This window comes from Nitrospira defluvii (assembly GCF_905220995.1).
GTDB classification, from domain to species: domain Bacteria; phylum Nitrospirota; class Nitrospiria; order Nitrospirales; family Nitrospiraceae; genus Nitrospira_A; species Nitrospira_A defluvii_C.
On sequence record NZ_CAJNBJ010000017.1, the window covers coordinates 312,620 to 335,385 of the forward strand.

The 22,766-nt window shown below is 60.3% G+C and carries 20 protein-coding genes; 9 read left to right on the plus strand and 11 right to left on the minus strand.

Features of this window, described 5'->3' with window-relative positions:
• Positions 1–59 precede the first annotated feature (59 nt).
• Together bioA and KJA79_RS16605 are read left to right on the plus strand one after the other, a co-directional pair.
• Positions 60–1,442 carry an adenosylmethionine--8-amino-7-oxononanoate transaminase gene (bioA, locus tag KJA79_RS16600; protein WP_213043179.1) on the plus strand — a complete coding sequence of 461 codons (1,383 nt, stop codon included), beginning with the start codon at positions 60–62 and terminating at the stop codon, positions 1,440–1,442.
• A gap of 175 nt (positions 1,443–1,617) precedes the next feature.
• A complete protein-coding gene (locus tag KJA79_RS16605) occupies positions 1,618–2,844 on the plus strand; it encodes a hypothetical protein (protein WP_213043180.1) in 1,227 nt (408 codons plus the stop codon).
• 22 nt (positions 2,845–2,866) lie between these two features.
• Here the strand turns inward: KJA79_RS16605 and KJA79_RS16610 are convergent, their stop codons facing one another.
• The 11 genes from KJA79_RS16610 to pyrR form a co-directional block, all read right to left on the minus strand.
• Positions 2,867–4,015 carry an efflux RND transporter periplasmic adaptor subunit gene (locus KJA79_RS16610; protein WP_213043181.1) on the minus strand — a complete coding sequence of 383 codons (1,149 nt, stop codon included), beginning with the start codon at positions 4,013–4,015 and terminating at the stop codon, positions 2,867–2,869.
• A 343-nt stretch (positions 4,016–4,358) separates the two neighbouring features.
• The gene (locus tag KJA79_RS16615; protein WP_213043182.1) at positions 4,359–5,159 is read right to left on the minus strand and encodes an SAM hydrolase/SAM-dependent halogenase family protein; all 801 of its coding nucleotides are present in this window, start codon (positions 5,157–5,159) and stop codon (positions 4,359–4,361) included.
• A gap of 79 nt (positions 5,160–5,238) precedes the next feature.
• Positions 5,239–5,715 carry a transcription elongation factor GreA gene (gene greA / locus KJA79_RS16620; protein WP_213043183.1) on the minus strand — a complete coding sequence of 159 codons (477 nt, stop codon included), beginning with the start codon at positions 5,713–5,715 and terminating at the stop codon, positions 5,239–5,241.
• 136 nt (positions 5,716–5,851) lie between these two features.
• Complete coding sequence (gene carB, locus KJA79_RS16625) at positions 5,852–9,121, minus strand: carbamoyl-phosphate synthase large subunit (protein ID WP_213043184.1); 3,270 nt, start codon at positions 9,119–9,121, stop codon at positions 5,852–5,854.
• 21 nt (positions 9,122–9,142) lie between these two features.
• On the minus strand, positions 9,143–10,123 hold the full coding sequence (locus KJA79_RS16630; RefSeq protein WP_213043185.1) for a M48 family metallopeptidase: 981 nt from the start codon (positions 10,121–10,123) through the stop codon (positions 9,143–9,145).
• A 50-nt stretch (positions 10,124–10,173) separates the two neighbouring features.
• Positions 10,174–11,142 carry a signal peptide peptidase SppA gene (gene sppA, locus KJA79_RS16635; RefSeq protein ID WP_246507737.1) on the minus strand — a complete coding sequence of 323 codons (969 nt, stop codon included), beginning with the start codon at positions 11,140–11,142 and terminating at the stop codon, positions 10,174–10,176.
• The gene (gene carA / locus KJA79_RS16640) at positions 11,135–12,319 is read right to left on the minus strand and encodes a glutamine-hydrolyzing carbamoyl-phosphate synthase small subunit (protein ID WP_213043186.1); all 1,185 of its coding nucleotides are present in this window, start codon (positions 12,317–12,319) and stop codon (positions 11,135–11,137) included. Before carA ends, sppA begins: the two co-directional genes overlap by 8 nt.
• 9 nt (positions 12,320–12,328) lie before the next feature.
• Positions 12,329–12,832 (minus strand): DUF4149 domain-containing protein, encoded by a 504-nt coding sequence (locus KJA79_RS16645; RefSeq protein WP_213043187.1) that lies wholly within the window; start codon positions 12,830–12,832, stop codon positions 12,329–12,331.
• Between the two features lie 12 nt (positions 12,833–12,844).
• Positions 12,845–14,137, minus strand: a complete 1,293-nt coding sequence (locus tag KJA79_RS16650; protein ID WP_213043188.1) for a dihydroorotase — start codon at positions 14,135–14,137, stop codon at positions 12,845–12,847.
• A gap of 58 nt (positions 14,138–14,195) precedes the next feature.
• Positions 14,196–15,116, minus strand: coding sequence for an aspartate carbamoyltransferase catalytic subunit (locus KJA79_RS16655; RefSeq protein ID WP_213043189.1), 921 nt, complete (start codon positions 15,114–15,116; stop codon positions 14,196–14,198).
• Between the two features lie 14 nt (positions 15,117–15,130).
• The gene (gene pyrR / locus KJA79_RS16660; protein ID WP_213043190.1) at positions 15,131–15,691 is read right to left on the minus strand and encodes a bifunctional pyr operon transcriptional regulator/uracil phosphoribosyltransferase PyrR; all 561 of its coding nucleotides are present in this window, start codon (positions 15,689–15,691) and stop codon (positions 15,131–15,133) included.
• A gap of 315 nt (positions 15,692–16,006) precedes the next feature.
• Here pyrR and KJA79_RS16665 point away from each other — a divergent pair, with 315 nt between their 5' ends.
• From KJA79_RS16665 to KJA79_RS16695, 7 genes are all read left to right on the plus strand, one after another.
• Positions 16,007–17,893 (plus strand): transketolase, encoded by a 1,887-nt coding sequence (locus KJA79_RS16665; protein WP_213043191.1) that lies wholly within the window; start codon positions 16,007–16,009, stop codon positions 17,891–17,893.
• A 91-nt stretch (positions 17,894–17,984) separates the two neighbouring features.
• Positions 17,985–18,590, plus strand: coding sequence for a Crp/Fnr family transcriptional regulator (locus KJA79_RS16670; RefSeq protein ID WP_213043192.1), 606 nt, complete (start codon positions 17,985–17,987; stop codon positions 18,588–18,590).
• 251 nt (positions 18,591–18,841) lie between these two features.
• Positions 18,842–19,765 carry a multicopper oxidase domain-containing protein gene (locus KJA79_RS16675; protein WP_343224270.1) on the plus strand — a complete coding sequence of 308 codons (924 nt, stop codon included), beginning with the start codon at positions 18,842–18,844 and terminating at the stop codon, positions 19,763–19,765.
• A gap of 105 nt (positions 19,766–19,870) precedes the next feature.
• A complete protein-coding gene (locus tag KJA79_RS16680) occupies positions 19,871–20,218 on the plus strand; it encodes a hypothetical protein (RefSeq protein ID WP_213043193.1) in 348 nt (115 codons plus the stop codon).
• A 61-nt stretch (positions 20,219–20,279) separates the two neighbouring features.
• Entirely contained in the window at positions 20,280–20,909 is a 630-nt protein-coding gene (locus KJA79_RS16685; protein ID WP_213043194.1) for a hypothetical protein, read from the plus strand.
• Positions 20,909–21,946, plus strand: a complete 1,038-nt coding sequence (locus KJA79_RS16690; protein WP_213043195.1) for a substrate-binding periplasmic protein — start codon at positions 20,909–20,911, stop codon at positions 21,944–21,946. The genes KJA79_RS16685 and KJA79_RS16690 overlap by 1 nt, the downstream gene beginning before the upstream one ends.
• A 21-nt stretch (positions 21,947–21,967) precedes the next feature.
• A complete protein-coding gene (locus KJA79_RS16695; RefSeq protein WP_213043196.1) occupies positions 21,968–22,723 on the plus strand; it encodes a Tll0287-like domain-containing protein in 756 nt (251 codons plus the stop codon).
• Positions 22,724–22,766 lie beyond the last annotated feature (43 nt).

Below are 22,766 nucleotides of genomic sequence, written 5' to 3' on the forward strand. Positions count from 1 at the left end.
CGTTTCACGCATCAGGCGCGCTCCTGCCGTGCTGTCGTTGTATCACGCCCCGTCATCCCATGACACGATCATCCACCCGTCTTCCGCTGGCCGCCTGGGATCATAGGTATCTCTGGCACCCCTTCACGCAGATGGAGGAGTGGGAGGCCGACACCCCGCTGATCATTGAAAAAGGCAAGGGCTCCTATCTCATTGATGCGCAGGGACGGAAGTATCTCGACGGCACCTCCTCGATCTGGGTCAATCTCCACGGACACCGGCATCCGCATCTCGATCGCGCGCTCACGCGGCAACTCCGACAGATCGCGCACTCCACCTTTCTCGGGCTCACGAACCCGCCGGCTATCCGTCTGGCGCGAGAACTCATTCGCCTTGCCCCGAAGGGTCTGCGACGAGTGTTCTATTCCGATAACGGCTCGACGGCGGTCGAAGTGGCCCTCAAAATGGCCGTGCAGTACTGGCAACAGATCCAGCCGACGGCGGGACCGAAACAGTCCTTCGCCCATTTAAAAATGGCGTACCACGGCGACACCATCGGTTCAGTCAGCGTGGGCAACATCGAATTGTTCCATGCGCGATTCAAGCCGCTGCTCTTTCCGACCCATCAGGTGGAGCCGCCATATTGCTATCGATGTCCGCTTGGTCGGACGTATCCATCGTGCGACATGGCGTGCATCGATCCGCTCGAACGCCTACTCGAGACCCGGCATCGCGAGTTGGCCGGCGTGATCATCGAACCGTTGGTGCAAGCGGCAGCCGGGATGATGGTGGCTCCGCCGGGGTATCTGGCACGCGTACGTGAGCTCTGTACCAGATACAACGTGCTGTTGATCGTGGATGAAGTAGCGACCGGATTCGGACGGACCGGAAAGATGTTCGCCTGCCAGCATGAGGGGGTGACGCCGGATCTCATGGCGATCAGTAAGGGGTTGACCGGCGGGTACATGCCGCTGGCCGCGACGCTGACGACGGAAGCGATCTATCGCGCCTTCCTGGGACGATATGACGAGTGGAAGACTTTTTTTCATGGGCACAGCTATACGGGCAATCCGCTGGGCTGCGCCGTGGCCCTCGCCAACCTCGAAATCTTCCGGCGCGAACAGACCCTCGCGCAGGTGCGGAAGAAATCACGCCTGCTGGCCCGTCTGTTACAACCAGTGGCGGAGTTGCCGCATGTGGGCGACATCCGTCAATGCGGTTTCATGGTCGGCATCGAGTTAGTGGAGAATCGTGAAACCAAAGCCCCCTATCCGCTCGAACGTCGCATCGGGCATCGAGTGGCGCAGATGTGCCGCGTCCGCGGCCTCCTCCTGAGACCGCTCGGTAACGTCATTGCCCTCGTGCCTCCCCTCTCCATGCGGCCACGCGAGCTCACGAAGATGGTGGCAATTTTGCACAGTGCCATCCGTGAGACGACAGAGAATCTTGCCTCAGCATCGTAGAACCTCCTGTCATTTCCGCTGATTTTCGCTCGTCGCGTTCAGTCGTGGTCTGTTCACGCTCGAACAGCGCAGTGACGGTTTTTGTGCACGCCCGATGCCGGGCTGAATGCCGAACATCGAGTGCTAGACTTGATGGCATGCTGTGTGACGCGATGGCCTCGGCGAGCCGCTTGTCATGAGAGCCGGTCGAGTGATCGGGGTCCTGCTCCTGCTTTTGATCCTCCCATTGACGGTGCTCGCAGAAGACAGTCAACAGTCGGAACTGCTGCTCCAACGTATCCAATTCAGCGACACTGCTCGTGTACCGGGGAGCGCGGCCATTCCCTTTTCGATCGCATCCCCGGTGCTGCACACCTCCTTTCAGGCGACGTCCTTCGCGCCCCAGACGACACCCACCAGGCTGAAGGACCTGGTGCCTGACTCTGAACGGCCGCAGACCAAGGGCATCGGTGCGAACTCGACCTGGATGAAGGGACAGCTGACTGCGGAAGGCGAAGTGGCCAATAACGCGACCAATGAAGCAGGCATGTCCTCCCGCATCGACCGGCGCGAGGACGGAGCCACGCGCATGGTGCGGATGGCGTTAACGGGTAATAATGGTCCGATGCGATACGGTATCGCGTACCGCTCCGCGGGAAAGGCCTTTTTCAATTCCCCGGATCAAACAGTGCGCGAGATGTGGGCTGAATGGGGATTGGGCATCGCCAAACTTCGAAGTTCCTCAGGCCAAAGCTGGAATAACGTGGATCTCGACCCGAGTCGTCCGCGGATTGAACAGCAGGTGAACCGGATCGGGATTGCCTTGGTGAAGCCGGCCTGGCCGGAATTGAGTCTGACGTATGCGCGGAGTGCCATGACGAGCAGTTTCACACCGGCCGGCATGGAGCGGCAGCGGAACCGGAGCAATAGCATGGAAGCTGCCCTAGCCTATGCCGGGTTGACCTGGAACGCTCGGCTGTCGTCGAGCTATATCTTGACCAGCGACGACGTGCGGGGGGGCGCGGGATCAACGACGTTCGCCCAGACCCTCGTCGCGACCTATCGTCCTATCAACACGCTGACTCTGGCCCCCACCTTCAGTTATCGAATGGAAACGCAGAGTTGGTCGGGCGCCAAGATTCAGACCCCGACGGCGTCGGTCTCCTTGCTTTACAAACAGAGCCAGCGCTTGCTCGTCAGCGCGGCGGGAGGATACACCAGCACGAAGTCGACGGATGGCCTGATTGAGACGGAAAGTATCGTGGGGCGGGGAATGTGTGCGTTCAGCCTGAATCCGATTTACGGTCATCCCACCACCTTGTCGCTGGAAGCCTCCTACAGCAACACGACCAACCGAACGGTGGTAGGCGTCGATACCGAGGACCTCTCAGGGTTGGTCAGAATTCTCGTCGCGGCGTTGTAAACCCTCTACGCTTCTTACCTGGCTACGCTCCCTCCGTTGCCGTGTCACCCTCTGCAAGACGATTGAGAGACGCGGGGCTTAGAACGATGCGTTCTCCCGTAGTCACACCCTCGCGAATCGTCACCTGGTTGTCGGCGATGCTGTCGATCGTGATCGCGCGATCTTCCAAGCGGCCGTTCTCATTCTGCACCACGATCCACTGTTTCCCGGAGCGTTCGAACACCGCCTGCTTGGGAATGACGATCTTGGGGCGCATGGTATTGCCCGCGATGGTCAATCGAGCGAACATCTCCGGTTTCAATCGTCGATCCTTGTTTGGGACGGTCGCACGGATTTTGATGGTTCTGGTCGCCGGGTCCACGACATCGCCGATGACGGCAATCTTTGCGGGAAACTCGATGCCGGGATAGGCCTCAACCGTCATCATGGCCACCGCACCGACCCGGATCCCCGACAGGTCATGCTCGTAGACATCCGCCACCACCTGCAACCGATCGAGATTCGCGACGGTGAAGAGCGGGGTGTCTGTCCCCGCCCCGACGATTTGCCCCGGCGTCACGGCGCGCTCCACGACAGTGCCGGTGAGCGGACTGCGCAGCTCAAAGCGCGAGGTGATTTGCTGTTGCGCCAGGGGTTTGCTGAGTTCGGCGGCCGGCACACGCAGCGAGAGCAGCCGCTCCTTGGCCTGTTTGAATTCGGCCCGTTCGCGATTCAGATCATTCTCCGCATGTTCGAGATCTTTGCGGGACATCGCTTGGGCGTCGTACAGGTCTTTCGTTAATTCGTAGTTCCGCTCGGCTAACCCCAGTTCTGAAATTTCTTCCACGTAGGCGGCATAGGCCCGGGCGATGTCGGCCGCGTCGATGACCATCAATACCTCACCGGCTTTTACAGCCTGGCCGAGTTTCACCCGCACATCCAGCACGGGTCCCTGGAGGGGCGAGGAGATCTTCGAGTAGCCGTCCTCGGAATAGGTGACGCGAGCCGGCAGGGTCAAGGCCGGGAGCGAGGACGAGGCATCGACCAGCATGGTCTGGAGGTCGCGTTGGCGAGCGGTTGTTGCGGGAGGCACAGCCGGTTTGACCGACGGCGCTGGTGCATCCGGTTGGGTGCACGATGTGAGAGCAAACCCCACCAGGAGGAACAGCAGATGGCGCAAGGATCGTTTCATGGCACTCCGTGTACTTCTCTTGTCTATCGGTCATTCTCTTGTCCAACCAGAGCCTGTTTCCCCGACTGACGACCACGGGCGCCAGTCCGATGCCTCTTCCTGCAGGAAATCCCTCACGGGTATGTATCCCCACCCGCTCCGATATGCATAGCGGGCATGCAGGCCAACAAGCCAGCCCTCCAACCTTGTCGGATTATCGGCATCCTCCCTGCCGGCCGGGTGTGAGCACAGGGGAGATATGTCCTATAACTTATTACAACAAAGGCAAGTTTGGCCTGTCAATCGAGGAGGGGCGGAAGGAGGTGAGCATTGAGAGCGGCGTGAGAAAGGGTAACACCCGACGCTAACATAGTTCGATCCGCGCGCCGCGCGAAAGGTTCAACCGATCCGATGCTCGACCTTCTTTCAGGAAGACTTCCACATACCCGTTGCTGTTGATGAGGGCTTGGGGGGTGTCGGTGGACCCTTCCGCATAGGTTCGGACAAGTCCGTCGATGGTCATGCCGCCCACTCGTATTAACGGCTCGGACCGTTTCGACACTGCGCGGACTTCACGAATGTGGTAGGAGGTGAGGTTGGAAATCACGTTGCCGAACCGATCGATGTATGTGATCTCCCCTGCCATCACATGTTTGTCCCAACCTGGCTCCGCCAGCGGAAGCCGTTCGTAATTCGGCACAATTCTGCCGAACGAGCCGAGCGGCTGCCCCTTGGTCAACCAGGCGGCCGCGGGTGCGAAGAGGTCCCGACCATCAAAGGTGGCGCCCTCCGAGTCCAAGCGGTACTGCCGGTTTTCGATGTGCCGGACTTCGACGCCGCTTTCCTCCTGACAGACATGAGTCAGGATTCCGTTGTCCGGTCCGAGAAAACAATACCGCGACGAGGAGACGAGCAGCGGCCGTCTGGTCGTGCCGACGCCCGGGTCGACCACTGCGACATGGATTGTGCCGTCTGGAAAGTAGCGATAACAGGATTTCAACAGGTACGCGGCGTCCGCGACATCATGCGGCGTGACGTGATGGGAGAGATCCACGATCTGCGCCTGCGGGTTGATGTTGAGGATCACCCCCTTCATGCTGGCCACGAAGTAGTCCCGGTCGCCGAAATCCGTCAGCAGGGTAATGAGAGGAATGGTTACCGGCATGGCAGGCGTAAGATGGAGAATCCAACGGATCGCTGTACCGGCGTGCTGAGGGCTGATGTGGTAACCAGTGGCATGATCGCTAGAATTCCTCGAAGCGAATTTCCATCACTTCATATTCGACGACTTTAGCCGGAGTCGTCACTTCCACCACATCGCCGACCCGCTTGCCGATCAGGGCCCGGCCGACCGGCGACTGCACCGAAATACGGGAAAACTTGAGGTCCGCCTCATCCTGTCCCACGAGGGTGTATTGTTTCTTGGCCTGTGCCTCCTGTTCGATCAGCACCACGGTGGCGCCGAACACCACAGTCTCACTCGTACGGCCGGCGATGTCGATGATCCGGCAGTCGGCCAGCTTGCCCTTCAGCTCGGCCAATCGAGCCTCAATGAAGCCCTGGCGTTCCTTCGCCGCATCGTATTCGGCGTTTTCGCTCAAGTCGCCGTGTGCGCGGGCTTCCGCGATGGCCTCGATGACCCGCGGTCGCTCCACCTTGTGCAGCCGATCCAATTCGGCCTTCAGCGCTTCGTACCCTTTTCTCGTGATCGGTGTCGGCATATCTTCCCCCCGATGACCATTGAAACCGGTGCCCTGGATGGTGAGTCAGTCTGCCGACTCGCATTCAGGCGGGGCCTCATTCAGCCGGAGGCCTTTCCGGTACCTATTGACGCATGTCTGATTGCCCGCGCTCCGCTTAGTGCACCCGGTGATACTCCTGCAACGCTCGAATGGCAAGTCCCTTTTTGAGCAACGCTTCAATCCCCATCACGGCAGCCAGCGCACCGCGCATCGTGGTGTAGTAGGGCACGCCCTTGTGCAACGCTTCACGTCGAATGGACAGGGAATCTGTCTGCGCCGACGCCGTCCGTACGGTGTTGACCACCAGGGCGACCTCACCGTTCTTGATATGATCGACGATGTGTGGCCGTCCCTCCTGCACCTTGTTGACAATGTCCACCTGCATTCCCTGCTCGGTCAGGTAGGCAGCGGTTCCGGATGTGGCGGTGATCCGGAACCCTAGCGCGACCAGGCGTTGGGCGACATCGCAGGCCCCGGCCCGGTCCTCGCTCTTTACACTCAGAAAAGCGGTGCCGGATGTGGGCAGGATGGCGCCCGCGCCGGCTTGGGACTTCACGAAGGCCCAGCCGAAATCGCTGTCGATGCCCATGACTTCCCCGGTGGACTTCATTTCCGGACCGAGCAGCACATCGACCCCGGCGAACTTCGTGAATGGAAACACGGCTTCCTTCACCGACAGATGAGCCGGCCTGGGGGCGGTCGTGAAATTCAATTGCTGGAGTGACTTGCCCACCATCACTTTCATGGCCAGTTTGGCCAGGGGAACGCCGATGGCCTTGCTCACGAACGGCACGGTGCGTGAGCCGCGCGGATTGACCTCCAGGACATAGATGGTCTGATCCTTTACGGCAAACTGGGCGTTCATGAGTCCAATGACACCCAGTTCCAGCGCCAGCGCGGTCATCTGCCGGCGGATTTCTTCGATCGTCGCGGAGTCCAGGGTATAGGGTGGCAGCGAACAGGCCGAGTCGCCTGAGTGGACGCCCGCTTCTTCGATATGTTCCATGATGCCTGCAACGACCACGGTCGTGCCGTCGGAAATCGCGTCGGCATCAACTTCGATGGCATCGCGTAAATACTTATCGATCAGCACCGGATGTTGCGCCGAGGCCTTGACCGCGGAATGCATATAATGCAGCAAGCCGGCTTCGTCATAGACGATCTGCATCGAGCGTCCGCCCAGGACGTAGGAGGGCCGCACCATCACCGGATAGGTAATGGCGGCCGCGATCGTCAAGGCTTCTTCGACGGAATGGGCCATGCCGCTTTCCGCCTGGCGTAAGCCGAGTTTGTCGAGCAACTCGCGGAAGCGGGCGCGGTCTTCGGCGCGATCGATGGCATCCGGGCTGGTCCCCAGAATATTGACCCCCGCGCGAGACAGGGAGAGGGCAAGCTTTAACGGAGTCTGTCCGCCGAATTGCAACACCACCCCCATGGGCTGTTCTCGCTCCACGATGTTCAGCACATCCTCCTCCGTGAGTGGCTCGAAGTAGAGCCGGTCGGAGGTGTCATAGTCCGTGCTGACCGTTTCTGGGTTGCAGTTGACCATGATGGTTTCGATCTGTTCCTCGCGCAACGCCATTGCGGCATGCACGCAGCAATAGTCGAACTCGATCCCCTGCCCGATCCGGTTCGGGCCGCCGCCGAGAATCACGACTTTTTTCCTGTCGGTCGGCCGCGCTTCGCATTCCTGTTCATAGGTTGAGTAGAGGTATGGCGTATGAGCCTCAAACTCCGCGGCGCAGGTGTCGACGCGTTTGTACGTCACGCCGCGGGGAGCGGTCCCTTGCCCCAGTGCCGCCCGCCAGCTTCGAACGGTGCCCTGTGACACGCCGAGGAGCTGCGCCAGTCGTTCGTCGGCAAATCCCAATTGTTTGGCTTCCAGCAGGAGCTCCGGTCGGAGTCCGGCTGCGCCAAGTTTCGCCCGTTCCGCGACAATCTTCGGTTCAAACTCAATGATTTCGCGAATCTGTTCGAGGAACCAGGGATCGATCTTCGTCAGGGCGAAGAGTTCCTGATTGGCCATGCCCAGCCGCATGCCATCGGCCAGCCGCCACAGCCGGTCCGGGAGCGGTGTGCGAACAGCTTTGCGGACCTGTTCCATCGCTTCTTCCCGATCGAGCGATGGCGGCACGCCGAGATCCAGACCCATCTTGGAGCTGAATCCGAACTGATCTACTTCCATCGACCGGATCGCCTTCTGCAGCGACTCCTTGAACGTCCGGCCGATCGCCATCACTTCGCCGACCGATTTCATTTGCGTGGTCAGGGTCGGATCAGCGCCGGGGAATTTCTGGAACGCAAAGCGGGGAATTTTCACGACGACGTAATCGATGGTCGGCTCGAAGGAGGCTTTCGTCACGCCGGTGATGTCGTTGGTGATCTCGTCCAGCGTATACCCGACTGCCAGCTTGGCGGCAATTTTCGCGATGGGAAAGCCCGTCGCCTTCGACGCCAAGGCCGAGCTGCGAGAGACGCGCGGATTCATTTCGATGACGACCATCTCGCCATTGACCGGGTTCATGCCGAATTGAATATTCGATCCGCCGGTGTCCACGCCGATCTCCCGGATGATGCGCACCGCCGCGTCGCGCATCAGTTGATATTCCTTATCGGTGAGCGTGAGGGCCGGTGCCACGGTGATGCTGTCGCCGGTATGCACACCCATTGGGTCGAGATTCTCGATCGGACAGATGATGACCACATTGTCTTTCAGGTCACGCATCACTTCGAGCTCGAACTCTTTCCAACCGATGACGGACTGTTCGATGAGCACCTGGCGGACCGGGCTCATGGACAGACCCCATTCCACCTGCGTGCGGAATTCCTCGATGTTGTAGGCGATGTTTCCGCCCGTTCCGCCCATCGTGAACGACGGGCGAACAATCGCCGGGAAACGAATCCGCTCCAGCTCGCGTTCGGCTTCGGCGAGCGAGGTGGCGACGCCGCTGTCCGGCACGCGCAGGCCGATTTTCCACATGGCTTGCCTGAACGCATCGCGGTCCTCGGCCTTATGGATGGCGTCGATCGACGCGCCGATGAGCTTCACCCCGAACTTCTCCAGCACGCCCCGTTTGGCCAATCCGATCGCCGTGTTCAACGCGGTCTGTCCGCCCATCGTCGGCAGGAGCGCGTCGGGGCGTTCGCACTCAATCACCTTTTCGACCGCGTCGAGGGTGATCGGTTCAATGTAGGTCCGGTCGGCAAAATCCGGGTCGGTCATGATTGTGGCGGGATTGCTGTTGATCAGGATGACGCGGTAGCCCTCTTCTTTGAGGGCTTTACACGCCTGGGTACCGGAATAGTCGAATTCACAGGCCTGTCCGATCACAATGGGGCCGGAGCCGATCAAGAGAATGGAGCGAATGTCTGTCCGTCGTGGCACAATTGACCTCGAATCAAAAAGTTAGCCGGTCGGCAATGGTGCCTCGGGCATGGGCCCCACCGGGGGCCGGTAGGGTTGGATCGGACCGGACGGGATTGCCGGGGTTTTTCCCGCTGGATGATAGTGTTTCATAGCGTCGGGGATCCAGGCCTCGATCTGATTGATGCGGGTGACATCAGACGGGTGCGTCGAGAGAAATTCCGGGATCGCCTGCTGGGAACGGAAACAGAGTTTGTTGATCATGGCGCGTGGGCAACCGCTCATCCGCTCCCAAAAGGCCACTGCTTCGCGCGGGTCGTAACCGGCCTCGGCCATCAAGCGCAGGCCGATGAAATCCGCTTCCGATTCCTGCCGTCGGTCGAAGGGCAAGGAGACTCCGACGCCATAGACGGTCATGGCCGCCATGGCGGCATCCGGCCGTCCCGCTGCCGCGCCGGCGCCCAGGGCTGCTAATTGTCCGATCTGTTCGAGCACGCTGCGGCTCATCCGTTCGGCTCCATGGCGCTGGAGGGCATGCGCGACTTCATGCCCCATCACGGTCGCCAGCCCGTCTTCTGTCTTCGTCACTTTCAAAATGCCGGTGAACACGGCGACCTTGCCTCCTGGCAGAGCGAACGCGTTGACGGTGCGATCGTCCTGAATCACGGCGAATTCCCATTGGTACTCGGGTTTATTCGCCGCCTTTGCGATGCGGTTCCCCACCCGGTGCACCATTTCGTTGAGTTCCGGATTTTCGCTCAAGGGCGCTTGCCGAAGCACCTCTCGAAAGGCCGAGAGCCCCATCGCCATTTCTTTTTCTTCCGAAATGTAGATGAACTGCTCCCGCGCGGTGCCGGGCGCCCGCTGGCAGCCGGCGAGCGATTGCATCAGTCCGGTCGCCCCGCCTATGAATGCGGCGGTCGAGAGGACGGAGGCGGCGCGTGCCCCAAGCGCCAAAAGTCTCCGGCGACCCATCGGGGTGTTCAAGAGACTCTCGATTGAATGTCGGTTTGACGGATCCATCACGTCTCCTGCATTCAATCAACATCGGGCCCGGGATGCAACTCACCGCCTCAAGGCATCCACAAATACATGAACTGCGGAGACCCGCCTCTCACGACCGACAGCAGGTCAATATTCGCCAGGTTCGCCAGGCTTGGCGCCGGCGCGACCAATCGGGAGTAGACATTGTTCTGGTATTCCCCCGGCCGGCGGTAGGTCACGACTCGGGCCTCGATGAGGCCGGCTTTCTTTTTGACCAGCTCGATCGCATCATCGAGGTAGCCGATCTCGTCGACCAACCCGGCGGCTTTGGCCTGTTCGCCGGAATAAATCCGGCCGTCAGCCAGCTTCTTGATCGTGTCGGCGTTCATGTTCGGGCGACCATCTTGCACGACTTGGAGGAACCGCTGATAAAAACCGTCGATCACACCCTGAAAAATCGCCCGTTCTTCCGGCAGCATCGCCCGGAACGGCGATCCCATATCCTTGCGCGGGCCGGAGGTCACGGCATTCGTTTCCACGCCGACCTTCTCGAGCAATCCCCTGGCATTCACGGTCAGCATGATGACGCCGATGCTGCCGGTGACGGTCGACGGATGAGCGAAGACGCTGTCGGCTGCCGCCGCGATGTAGTACCCGCCGGAAGCTCCCACATCCATGATCGAGGCGACAATCGGAATCTTCCGGCTGGCCTTGAAGCGTTTCAACTCGTGATAGATGATATCGGAGGCCGTCACCGTGCCGCCCGGACTGTTGATCCGGAGAACCACGGCCTTGATGCGCTCATCCTTTGCGGCCTTCTCGAGCTCCTCCTTCACGGTCGCCAGCATGCCCGGCGAGGGATAAAACCCGTCTTTGTTTTCGGAGCTGATCACGCCCGACACATCCATCAAGAGGACCTTGTCTTTTCCCGTTCCGCTGACCTTGTGTTCTTCGAGGGCGCCGGGGCCCGGCGGCAGGTTGATCGTGACGCAGGCGGCCTGCATCAGCGCCAGAGTGAGCACGACAAAACCGCTGCAGAAAGGCCAAGCTCTACGCATGGTGAGTCTCCATCATTGCGGCAAATTGTTCGAACAGATAGGCGGAGTCATGAGGGCCTGGCGATGCTTCGGGGTGATATTGCACTGAAAAGACCGGACGATCTAGACACACCATGCCTTCAACCGATCCGTCGTTCAAACTGGTATGGCTGAGTTGCACCCGTCCGAACGGCGTCTCCACAACCGGAAGGGCATGCCCCGCGGCCGGCGCCTCGGCGGGAAACCGCACGGCGAAATTGTGGTTTTGGGACGTGATTTCCACCTTTCTCGTCCGCAAGTCGATTACCGGATGATTGGCGCCATGGTGTCCGAACTTCAGTTTGTAAGTGGAAAACCCAAGCGCGAGTCCGAGCAGTTGATGTCCCAGACAAATGCCGAATATCGGCACCAGGCCGATCAACTCGCGCAGGGCCGTCATCGCATAGGGCACCCCTTCGGGATCGCCGGGACCGTTGGAGAGGAAGATGCCGTGGGGATTGAGGGCGAGCACGTCGCTCGCCGGCGTCGATGCCGGCACGACCGTGACCTCGCACCCGACATCGACCAAACGCCGGAGGATGTTCTGCTTCACGCCGAAGTCATAGGCGACCACCCGCCAGGACTGACGTGGGGGCTGTGCGGCGTCGGGCGATGGCAGAATGATCTTGGGCGCCCAGTTGCCCGTGCCTTCCGACCAGGCATACCGTCGATCGCAGGTGACGGTCGCCGCCAGATCGCGCCCGATGATGCTCGGGGCCTGACGGGCCTTTTCCACCAAGCGGCGCGGGTCCAAGTCGATGTGGGAGATCACCCCTTGCTGCGCGCCCCGCTCCCGCAGATGTCTGGTGAGCGCCCGGGTATCAATGCCCTCAATCGCGACGATCTGCGCGGTCTGCAAATACTCCTGCAACGTCGCCTTGCCGCGCCAGTTACTCGCCAGCCGGCTGGATTCCTTGACCACGAACCCTTCGGCCCAGATTCTCGTCGATTCGACGTCTTCCGGCGTGACGCCGTAGTTGCCGATGTGCGGCGCCGTCATGGTCACGATTTGACCGCGATAGGACGGATCAGTCAGTACTTCCTGATAGCCGGTCATGGCCGTGTTGAAGACAACTTCGCCGCCGGTCTCCCCTTCCGCACCCAAGGCGCGTCCTTCGAAGATGGTTCCATCGGCGAGCGCCAGAATCGCTTTTTTCACTCTCACTCCTTACCGAGGGATCCAGGATCGCACGCGGACGGTCAGCAGCGCGATTCCAAGTCCCACATTCACGATATACAAAACCCGCACCGGTTTGTGCAGCTGAAAGAACGCCTCGAAGGCCGCTTTCCTCGCCTCGTCCCCTTTGGAGGCAAACGCCTGGGCTTGCAGGGCCGCCGCCTGGGGATGCAGCACAAACGTGATCACGCCCGCAGTGAGCAACATCGCGCCGAGCAGGAGCCATTCGGTGCGCGTGATTTCCTGCTCCGCCAGCCCTTTTTGAAACAACCAGGCTCGCCAGACAATACCCGCGATCAGGATCGCCGCTCCGCCGAGCACAAGCCGGTTGTAGCCGTCGAATGCGCGCGTCAAAAAGAATCCGCCGGTATCCTGGCCGCCGAACGTGTTGAACACAGCGGGGATCACGGCCGCCACGAGCACCAGGAGTCCGCCAATCCAGACGGCCAGGGCCAGCAACTCACAGGTGATACAGGCGATCAATCCTTGGCGCACCGTCGTCGATTCCTACGCCTGTTGCCCGGGACGATCCAGTTCGTAGACCACCCGGCCCGAGACGATCGTGGTCGTCACGCGCCCCTTGACCTTCCAGCCCGCGAAGGGGGTATTGCGACTCTTGGAACGAAACCGCGAGGGATCGACGTGCCACTCGCGGTTGGCATCGACAATGGCCACATCCGCCGGTGCGCCGACGGCCAACGTGCCGGCGTTGAGACTGAACGCCTTGGCGGGCGCGGTCGAGAGTTTGTCCACGGCAGATTCCAGCGTGAGCACCCCTTCCTCGACCAGGGCCAGCGTCAGCGGCAAGGCCGTTTCGAGACCAACGATACCAAACGGGGCTTCGGTAAATTCCTGCTGTTTCTCCTGCGTCGCATGCGGCGCATGGTCGGTGGCAATGACGTCGATCGTGCCGTCGCGTAAACCCTCTTTGATCGCCTGCACGTCCAGACTCGTCCTCAACGGCGGATTCATCTTCGCGTGGGTATTGTAGCCGCGCGTCACTTCTTCCGTGAGGGTGAAATGGTGCGGGCAGGCTTCCGCCGTGACCTTGAGTCCGCGCGCTTTGGCTTCGCGCACCATGCGAACCGAGCCCGCCGTGCTGATGTGAGCCAGATGCAGCCGCGCCCCGGTCAGTTCCGCGAGCGAGACGTTCCGCGCGACCATCACATCCTCCGCCGCAGAGGGGATCCCGGGCAGGCCGAGTTCGGTCGAGATGACCCCTTCGTTCATGCAGCCGCCTTCTGAGAGGTGCAGATCTTCGCAATGGTCCACCACCGGCACGTCGAACGCGCGGGCATATTCCATCGCCCGCCGCATGACCAGACTGTTCATCACCGGTTTTCCGTCGTCGGAAATCGCGACGCACCCGGCCCGGCGCAGGTCGCCGATCTCGGCCAGTTCTTTGCCCTCGGATCGTTTCGTGATGGCGCCGATCGGATACAGGCGGGCCGTGCCCGCAGCCTTCGCGCGTTCCAACATAAACTCGGTGACTGCCTGGTTGTCGTTCACCGGGTTGGTATTGGGCATCGCGCAGACGCTGGTGAAGCCGCCGGCGACGGCCGCGTCCGTGCCCGACTGAATCGTTTCCTTGTATTCAAATCCCGGCTCACGAAAGTGCACATGAAGGTCGACGAAGCCGGGAACGACCAGCCGGCCAGCGGCAGGAATCACCGTCGCACCGGATGGGACGGCGAGGTTCGGCCCGACCGCCGCGATGGTGCCGTTGTTAATCAGGACATCCGCGACGCCGTTGACGCGTCCGGGATCGATGACATGACCGCCTTGAATCAATAGTGTCATTGTTCACTCATACAATCAAAGATATAGATCGACGTCGAGGTCGCCGACTCAGATGGTTTCATCCCGCTCCCGACATGAGATACAAAATGCCCATTCGCACCGCGACGCCGTTGGCGACTTGATCCAGGATCACGGACGACAGACTGTCCGCCACGTCCGGTGCGATTTCCACACCCCGGTTGATGGGCCCAGGATGCATGACGATCGCGCCGGGCTCGGCCAGTTTCACCCGGTCGCCGGTCAATCCGTACTGCCGCGCATACTCACGGATGGTCGGGAACAGGGCCCGACCCTGCCGTTCGAGTTGCAGCCGCAACATCATGATCACATGCACGCCGCGCAACCCTTCGTCGAGGTTGTGATAGACCCGCACACCCAGTTGGCTGATGTGCAGAGGGATCATGGTCGGCGGGCCCACGACCCGCACCTCCGCCCCGAGTTTGGTGAGGGCAAAGATATTTGAGCGCGCCACACGGCTGTGCGCCACGTCCCCGACGATCGCCACGCGAAGGCCGGCGAACCCCATTCCCCTGCTGCGAATCGTATACAGATCCAGCAGTGCCTGAGTCGGATGTTCATGCCACCCGTCTCCGGCATTGATGACCGACGACTTCACCCCGCGTGCGAGCGTCTCGGCCGCGCCGGCTGAGGAATGTCGCAGGACGATGATGTCCGCCTGCATCGCTTCGATATTTCGTGCCGTGTCCAGGAGCGTCTCCCCTTTGACCACGCTGCTGGAGGACGGAGAAAAGTTGATGACATCGGCGCTGAGCCGTTTGGCGGCCAGTTCGAAGGAGGTTCTGGTTCGCGTGCTCGGCTCGAAAAAGAGATTGACCACCGTCTTGCCGCGCAGCGCCGGCACCTTCTTGATTTCCCGCCCCGACACTTCCTTGAAGGAATCCGCTGTCTCCAGGATCAAGGAGATATCGTCAGCAGACAGATGGGTCAGGCTGAGCAGGTCTTTCCGTTTGAGCCCCACGACAATGTCTCCGGTTACGCCCTGAGGATGACCACGCGGTCCTCTTCCCCGTTTTCTTCGAGGTGGACCTCGATGGCCTCGTCGCGCGAGGTGGGAATGTTCTTGCCGATGTAATTTGCCTTGATGGGCAATTGCCGGTGGCCTCGATCGACCAACACCGCCAATTGAATCTCCGCCGGTCTCCCTAGATCGATCAGTCCGTCCATGGCGGCCCTGATGGTCCGCCCGGTGAACAGCACATCGTCGACCAGTACCACTTTCAAATCGGAAATTTTGAAGGGGACCGAGGTGGTGCGGAGAATCGGTTGATCTTTCCGTAGCGAGAGGTCGTCTCGGTAGAGCGTGATGTCCAGTTCGCCGATCGGGATCTGGGTCCCCTCAATGTCATGGATGCGGCGGACGAGGCGATGGGCCAGGTGCACGCCCCCGGTTCGAATTCCCACCAGCGCGAGATCCTGAATACCTTTGTTACGCTCCAAAATCTCGTGGGCGATGCGGGTCACCGCGCGGGCGATATCGCCGGCGTCCATGACCACCCGCTCCTGTCGTTTGTCTGGTGTCGGTTCGGTCGTCATCTGGGGCCGATCTGCCGGAGGCATAAAAAAACCTTCCCACCGGTTTGGATGAGAAGGTACAGGTTGTCGGACGGCTTGGGGCCGCGGATCGTCATCATGAACTCCTTACCCACCTCACAGGATGAGCGTTAAAGGCGAGCCGATCTTAGCGAGTTGCCTCTACTGTGTCAAGAATGTCTGGCGGGCGACAGGATTGTTGCAGGCGATTCCCTTCATTGACTCCCTGCATGCCATTTGTTAGCTTCGTGCCCTTGAGAGCCGGTCGGTCTCTCCACAGCATCAGAATCATCAGCTCCCATCGTGAAAGGATCGCGCATGACTTCCTCGTCTGGTTCCGCCGCAACGCCTGATCTCCTGACCGCCCTGGCCAACAAAGCGACACACCTGCGTATCGAGAGCGTAAAGGCGACAAGTGAGGCCGGAAGCGGACACCCTTCCAGCTGTTGCTCCGCTGCAGACATCCTGGCGGTGTTGTTCTTCTCGGTCATGCGGTATGAGCCGAAGAATCCGAAGGCCCCTAACAGCGATCGCTTTGTTCTGTCGAAAGGCCATGCCGCGCCGCTCTTGTATGCGGCCTGGGCGGAAGCGGGACTATTTCCCAAGTCGGAATTGCTGAAATTGCGTACGCTTGGCTCCGATCTCGAAGGCCATCCGACTCCCCGTCTCTCATTCGTCGATATGGCGACCGGTTCGTTGGGACAGGGGCTTCCGGCCGGGGTGGGGCTCGCCTTCAACGCGAAATCGATCGATAAGACCGACTATCGCACCTATGTGTTGATGGGCGACGGCGAATCCGTTGAAGGATCGGTGTGGGAAGCGGCGGAAGTGGCCCGGCACGCGGGGTTGGACAATCTCTGTGCGATCGTTGATGTGAATCGTCTGGGGCAAAGCGACCCGACCATGCTGCAGCACGACATGGACGCTTACCGCGCTCGTTGGAGTGGCTTTGGCTGGAACGCCATCGTCGTGGATGGTCATGACATCGGCGCGCTCCTGGCGGCGTTCGACGAGGCGGCACGAACCAAGGGCCGGCCGACGGTGCTGTTGGCCAAGACCTTCAAAGGTCGCGGCATCTCGTTTATGGAGAATCATCCGGAATGGCACGGAAAACCATTGAAGAAGGGCGAAGAAACCCAGAAGGCCCTGGATGAATTGACGCGTCAGCTGAAGCCTGTCTCTGTGGAGCCACAGATCAAGGCATCGACTGCGACCAAGGGTGCTCCTCCCACCAAAGGGGCGATGGCACCGGCGCCCTACAAAGTCGGTGACTCCGCCGCGACGCGCGAAGCCTTCGGCGCAGCGCTCCTGGCCTTGGGGGAAGCCAACTCGCAGGTGGTCGCCCTTGATGCGGACGTGAAAAACTCCACCTACAGCGACAAATTCGGAAAGCGGTTTCCCGATCGATTCCTCGAAAATTTCATCGCCGAACAGAACATGCTGGGCGCGGCGGCCGGAGTGGCGGCTTGCGGGAAGATTCCGTTTGTGGCGACCTTCGCCGCCTTCTTCACCCGGGCCTATGACTTCATTCGTATGGCGGCGATCAGTCAATCAAACATCAAGCTCGTCGGCACCCATGTGGGTGTCAGCATCGGCGAGGACGGCCCGTCCCAGATGGGATTGGAAGATTTGGCCATGATGTCGGCTCAGCCTGGTGTGACCGTGCTGTACCCGTCCGACGCAATGTCGATGTATAAGCTGGTAGAATCAGCTGCGAGCCACAAAGGGATGGTCTATCTCCGTGCCGGTCGGCCCAAGACGCCGGTGATCTACGGCGCAGAGGAGACATTCCGGATCGGCGGTTCTAAAGTCCTGCGGCAGAGCGCGGCCGATCGGTTGACGATTGTTGCGGCTGGTGTGACGCTCTTTGAGGCGTTGAAGGCCCATGACCAGTTGAAGGCGGCGGGCATCGCGACCCGCGTCGTGGATCTTTACAGCATCGTGCCGGTGGATCAGGCGACCTTGATCGAGTGTGCACGTGCGACCGGCGGACGATTCCTGACCGTCGAAGATCACTATGCGCATGGCGGCCTCGGCGATGCCGTGTTGAGCGCCCTGGCTTCAGAGGGCGTGCGGGTTCGCAAGCTGGCCGTGCGCGAAATCCCGCGCAGCGGCAAGCCGGATGAACTCGTGGACCATTTCGGAATTGGAGTACGCTCGATTGTCGAAGCCGCCAAAGAAATCGCCAGCACCGCCAACCGTTGAACGGTCCAGTCCTGGTGCGCATGCCGGGTTGAACCAAATTCCCCTTCTACAGATTCTCAGCGCCCAGGATCGACAAAAGGTCCTGGGCGAAATGACAGAAACCCGCTACGGCAAGGGCGAGTACATCTTTCGCGAGGGCGATCCGACCGAATACTTCCACATTGTGAAGGAAGGGTCGGTGAAGTGCGTCAAATCGTCGCTCGACGGCAAGGAGTGTACGCTCAAGGTGCTCATGCCGGGCGACCTGTTCTGCTGCGATGCTTCGGCCTTCGATGGTGCGTCCCATCCTGGCACGGCCCAACCCATGGGCGATGTCAGTGTGCTTCGCATGAAAAAGGAAGCCTACTTCAAGATGCTCCGGGCGAATCCGGATGCCGCGATGGAAGTCATCCGGTATCTGGGAAACCGCCTCAATGAGGCCCAGGAAAAAGCCAAGGTGCTCGCCCTCGATCGGGCCGACCAACGATTGGCGTCCTTGCTCGTGAATCTGGCAGAACGCAGCGGTATCAAGGACCCCAACGGGATTCGGGTGACCGTTCGTCTGACGCGTCAGGATATGGCGAACATGGTGGGCGTGACGACGGAAACCGCCATCCGGATCATGGTGCGCTTCAAGAAGGATCGTTTGGTGACCGGCACCGCCGCGCGTCTCGTCATTCGTGATCTCCCCAAGCTGAAACTCCTCGCTTCCTCGTAATTTTTCCCACTACAGCGCCACTATCGTCCCAAATATGACAAATGTCATGTTTTATTGCCGACGGCCTGAGTATGGTGCAGGCAGAGGCGCAGCATTCGATGACGACGAATGTGGATCTGAGAGTGAAGGGCTCTCAGGCGCTGAGTGAATCAACAGAACTACGGGAGGCAGACATGCAAGAGCAGGTAGGACATAACAGGCAGGATCGCAGTCGGTGTAAGACAGCGTCCGTGTTGGGATTGACGTTGGGGATGCTGGCAAGCATGGCGTTGTCCGTTCAGGCCAAGACCCACGACATCCAGATGACCGCCGTTGAGACGGACATCGTCATTGACGGCGGAGGGGAAAAGTATGCGGCTTGGACTTTCAATGGGCAGTTTCCAGGTCCGGTTGTCCGAGTCACGGAGGGCGATACGATCAACTTCACGTTGACGAACCCCGCCACGAATAAGAATCCGCATGCAATGGACTTCCATGCGGCGGAAATCGACTTCTTGAAGAATTACCGGGCCGTTAATGCCGGAGAGAGCATCAGCTTCACCTTTGTGGCGAAAAAGCCAGGGTTGTTCTTCTACCACTGCGGCGCGCCGCCGATGATCCAACATGTGGCGCGTGGCATGTTTGGCGCGATCATTGTCGATCCGAAGGACGCCAAGGTCTGGCCGAAAGCCGATCGCGAGTATGTCTTGGTGCAATCGGAGTACTACAAGAATCCAAACGATGTGCAAGCGATGTTTGATCGAAAGTATGACGGGATCATGTTCAACGGCGGCATCTTCAAGTATCACCCTTTCGTAACCGGAGGGGGCAAGCTCGATGCCAAACCGGGAGAGCGCGTGCGCATCTATTTTGTCAATGCGGGGCCGAACGAGTTTTCGTCGTTCCACCCCATCGGCGAAATCTGGGACAACGTGTATGAGAGCGGCAATCCCGCCAATAACCTGAAAGGGGTGCAGACCTATGTCGTGGGGCCTGGCAGCGCGGCCACGTTCGATGTCGTCGTGGAATCCGCCGGAGCCTACCCGCTGGTGACCCATTCGCTGACTGGTGCATTGCGCGGAGCGATCGCGGTTCTGTTGGCGGGACCGGATGCAAAGCCGGCTCCGTTGATGCCGATGGTGCCCTGGGAGTTGCCGGCCTCGAAGACCGAGACCACGCCACCGCCGGGTCACTGACCGTCGTGGGGGCCGGCCGTCCATGCGGACCGCCGGCCCTCCTTGGAAAAGGGCACACCGTGATCCATTCAGATGTCCAACGTTCATGGTTTCTGGGAGATGCCGATGCGGAATCCTGGGATGATAGGGTTCTTCCTTGTCCTGCTGAGCGGATGCCTCGCAATCCCGGCCGTTGCCGAAACCTCACAGGAGCGCGTGGCGCTTTTCTTGTCAGGACCAGACTGTTCCGCTCAATACCAGTCTATCGTGGCGGCCTTGACTCCGATTTCAGGCGTCGCCCGCGTGGATCCGGACAGCATTCCTGAGCATGTCTTAATCGATGTGTCGAGCGGGGTCGTCCTTCCGGAGGAACTGCTGGCGGCCGCGCGTCGTGCTCTCCCATCGGCCGTGAGTTGTCAGGTCGATATTATGAAGTCCTGTATCTCCGCCGGCCCCTCCTCGACACAGCCTTGACCGGCCCTTGCAATGAGCCGACGATTCAGGGAGACTCCCGACGCGCAGTCAACAAGACATCATGCCTTCGACCGGAGTCATGGGAAAAGTCAGGAGAGTCTTGGCCCGGTGTCTGGCCACGGCGGCAAGCGTCTTGGTTCTGTCGGCTGTCAACGCAGTCGCCCAGGAGGCCGTACTTGAATTCCCCATCCGTCCGTTCAATGTCGATGTCATGTTGCGGCAGCAGACCTTCGCCCCGGACGACCGCGAGATCGGCGTGCAACTGGGGATCACGGCGCTGCGGTACAGCAATGTGGAAGTGCGGACCATCTATCAGTACTTCAGTATCCATTCCCAGGAATTCAAGACGGACCAGCATTCTGTATTTCTGAATCCTCGTTGGAACAACTTCATCGACATTTTGGATTTTCCCACACATAAACCGATCAGCCGCCTCATCCGCCATGCATTGTTCGGCCCATTGGAAGACCGGGCCGTCCCCTACATCGGCGCGCTGGCTGGAGGCGTGTTGCCCGGTCCGGGGAACCGGGCGCCGGGGCATTTGATCGGCGCTCAGGTGGGGGTCCGCTTTCCCGTCGCACAGAGCCTGTCGGTCGATATCAGCGTGCAATACAGTCAGTATGGTGTGGATTTTCGTGGTGAGGCGGGGCAGGCGCAACAATGGGTCTTTCTGACGGGGGTTCGCTTCTAATGTGGATGCGGCGGTCAGGGTACCGGGTAGCCATGATGGCCTTGCTCGCCCCGCTGCTGCCGGGCTGCGGACTCCTCATCGATGTGGTCGAACAGGTCTGGCCCGTGACCGGCAACAGGGTCGATATCATCTGTGAGCGTGAACGGGTCCAAGTCGGGTTGACCATGGAGCCGTTTCGACCGTTCGTGTTTCCGACCATCTGGACCGATGAAGGCGCCAGGGTGACCGGGCTCGATGTCGAACTGATCAAGGCGATGACCGATGAACTTTCCCGACGCTGCGGTCGCCCGATCACCCCGGTGCTCCACCTGGTGCGGTTCCGAGACCTCTTCAGGCTGCTGAACGAGGGCCATTTGGATTGGTTTGTCTCGGCGGTGGCCACCAATACGCCGGCACCGAGCCGCGCCGGGGTCGCCTATTCCCTGCCCTATTTTTACGGCGGCGGCATCAGCGGGATCACGAGGAGCTCTGCCGTGATCGATCGTGTACAGGCCAATGTCAGGGAGCAAACGCTCCATCCGGCTGCCGATCGATTGACCGCCACCAGTCATGCCTTGGACGGGCTGACGATTGCCGTGCAGGGTGAAACGAGCGCGTATTATTACGCCGAGGCCAATTTGGGTGCGAATCGCTTGCTGGTCTGTGATTCGCTGCCCGCGGCGTTCGAATATGCCGACGCCCAGACCGAGCCGCGCATCGATGTGATCCTTGGCGCGCAACCGGTGCTGGAGTATATGGTCAAACGAGTCCGCAGGGACTGGGCGCTGTTGACCCGTGACAACGGGCTGCCGCTCTTCCTGACCAAGGCCGAGTATGGGGTTGTCGTGGCGGAAGAAAGTTACCGGCTCAGATGGCTGCTGAACGACCTGCTGCTGAAGTTGGATGAGTCGGGCCGGCTTCGGGAGATGCGGGTGCGATGGCTCGACGAGGACTATGCCTTCCCCCGGCGTGCCTCGTTGGAAGGATTACCCTTCGATGTGGAAAAAATGGCGGCTCACTATGTCCAGGGAACCTGTCGTCTCAAACCGTTGCCGTGAGGCGTGAAAGAGGAGCGTGACATGAACAGTCGCATGATGGTGAAGGCGGTGCTCATGCTATCCGTCCTGCTTCAGCCGCCGCTGACCTGGGCGGTTGAGCGAGCTGAGGTGGAGGAAACCGCGCGGCTCCTCGCAAGACTGCTGGAGTCGGGGCGCGCCGTGATCGAACGGAATCAGACTTTGATCGACGATCCTCACAAAGGGGATAAGGGACTGACGCCGGAATTGTTTGAGGCGGAGTTGGTCCGGGAGTTCCGGGCTAAGTCCGGCATCGATCTGACCGCCTTGCCGACGGCTCCCGTGTCCATCGTCATTCCCCCGCTTGCCAAGGAACTGCTGCCTGTGTTGGTGCAGGCCAGCCGCGATGTGGTGCGAGATGCGCAAGTCGTCATCAATCAGCGCGGGATCGGATACAAAAACTTTATTCCGGCCACCTGGGGTAGCCAGGCTTCGGCACGGTTTTCCAAGTCTTCGCACGTGCGTCTTAAACAGACTGCGCTTGACGCGCGAAATCCGAAAAACGAACCGGATGAGTACGAGGCGTCCGTGCTGAAGTGGCTGGCTGCCAGGCCGCGCGCAGAGGCCTATGTGAGCGAATTGACCGAGGAGGGAAAGACGCTGCGCGTGGTGATGCCGATCTACTACGCCAAGGATTGTCTCGCCTGCCACGGAGAACCCAAGGGGATGCTGGATATTTCAGGCTATCCGAAGGAAGGCCATAAGGAAGGGGATCTCGCCGGTGCGATCACGGTGACCGCCCCGCTGAGCAACCGCTAACCGCCTAGGACTTCTGCGCGTTGTCGTCGAAGGTGTGAGTCGT

Bases quoted from the DNA above. Each gene is read 5' to 3' on its own strand.
- KJA79_RS16615 (WP_213043182.1), bottom strand. From the start codon at position 5,159: ATGCCGGTAACCATTCCTCTCATTACCCTGCTGACGGATTTCGGCGAC.
- KJA79_RS16690 (WP_213043195.1), top strand. From the start codon at position 20,909: ATGTGGATGCGGCGGTCAGGGTACCGGGTAGCCATGATGGCCTTGCTC.
- KJA79_RS16670 (WP_213043192.1), top strand. From the start codon at position 17,985: ATGACAGAAACCCGCTACGGCAAGGGCGAGTACATCTTTCGCGAGGGC.
- KJA79_RS16695 (WP_213043196.1), top strand. From the start codon at position 21,968: ATGAACAGTCGCATGATGGTGAAGGCGGTGCTCATGCTATCCGTCCTG.
- KJA79_RS16665 (WP_213043191.1), top strand. From the start codon at position 16,007: ATGACTTCCTCGTCTGGTTCCGCCGCAACGCCTGATCTCCTGACCGCC.
- KJA79_RS16680 (WP_213043193.1), top strand. From the start codon at position 19,871: ATGCGGAATCCTGGGATGATAGGGTTCTTCCTTGTCCTGCTGAGCGGA.
- pyrR (WP_213043190.1), bottom strand. From the start codon at position 15,691: ATGACGACCGAACCGACACCAGACAAACGACAGGAGCGGGTGGTCATG.
- KJA79_RS16685 (WP_213043194.1), top strand. From the start codon at position 20,280: ATGCCTTCGACCGGAGTCATGGGAAAAGTCAGGAGAGTCTTGGCCCGG.
- KJA79_RS16675 (WP_343224270.1), top strand. From the start codon at position 18,842: ATGCTGGCAAGCATGGCGTTGTCCGTTCAGGCCAAGACCCACGACATC.
- KJA79_RS16630 (WP_213043185.1), bottom strand. From the start codon at position 10,123: ATGGATCCGTCAAACCGACATTCAATCGAGAGTCTCTTGAACACCCCG.
- KJA79_RS16605 (WP_213043180.1), top strand. From the start codon at position 1,618: ATGAGAGCCGGTCGAGTGATCGGGGTCCTGCTCCTGCTTTTGATCCTC.
- greA (WP_213043183.1), bottom strand. From the start codon at position 5,715: ATGCCGACACCGATCACGAGAAAAGGGTACGAAGCGCTGAAGGCCGAA.
- KJA79_RS16610 (WP_213043181.1), bottom strand. From the start codon at position 4,015: ATGAAACGATCCTTGCGCCATCTGCTGTTCCTCCTGGTGGGGTTTGCT.
- sppA (WP_246507737.1), bottom strand. From the start codon at position 11,142: ATGCGTAGAGCTTGGCCTTTCTGCAGCGGTTTTGTCGTGCTCACTCTG.
- KJA79_RS16650 (WP_213043188.1), bottom strand. From the start codon at position 14,137: ATGACACTATTGATTCAAGGCGGTCATGTCATCGATCCCGGACGCGTC.
- bioA (WP_213043179.1), top strand. From the start codon at position 60: ATGACACGATCATCCACCCGTCTTCCGCTGGCCGCCTGGGATCATAGG.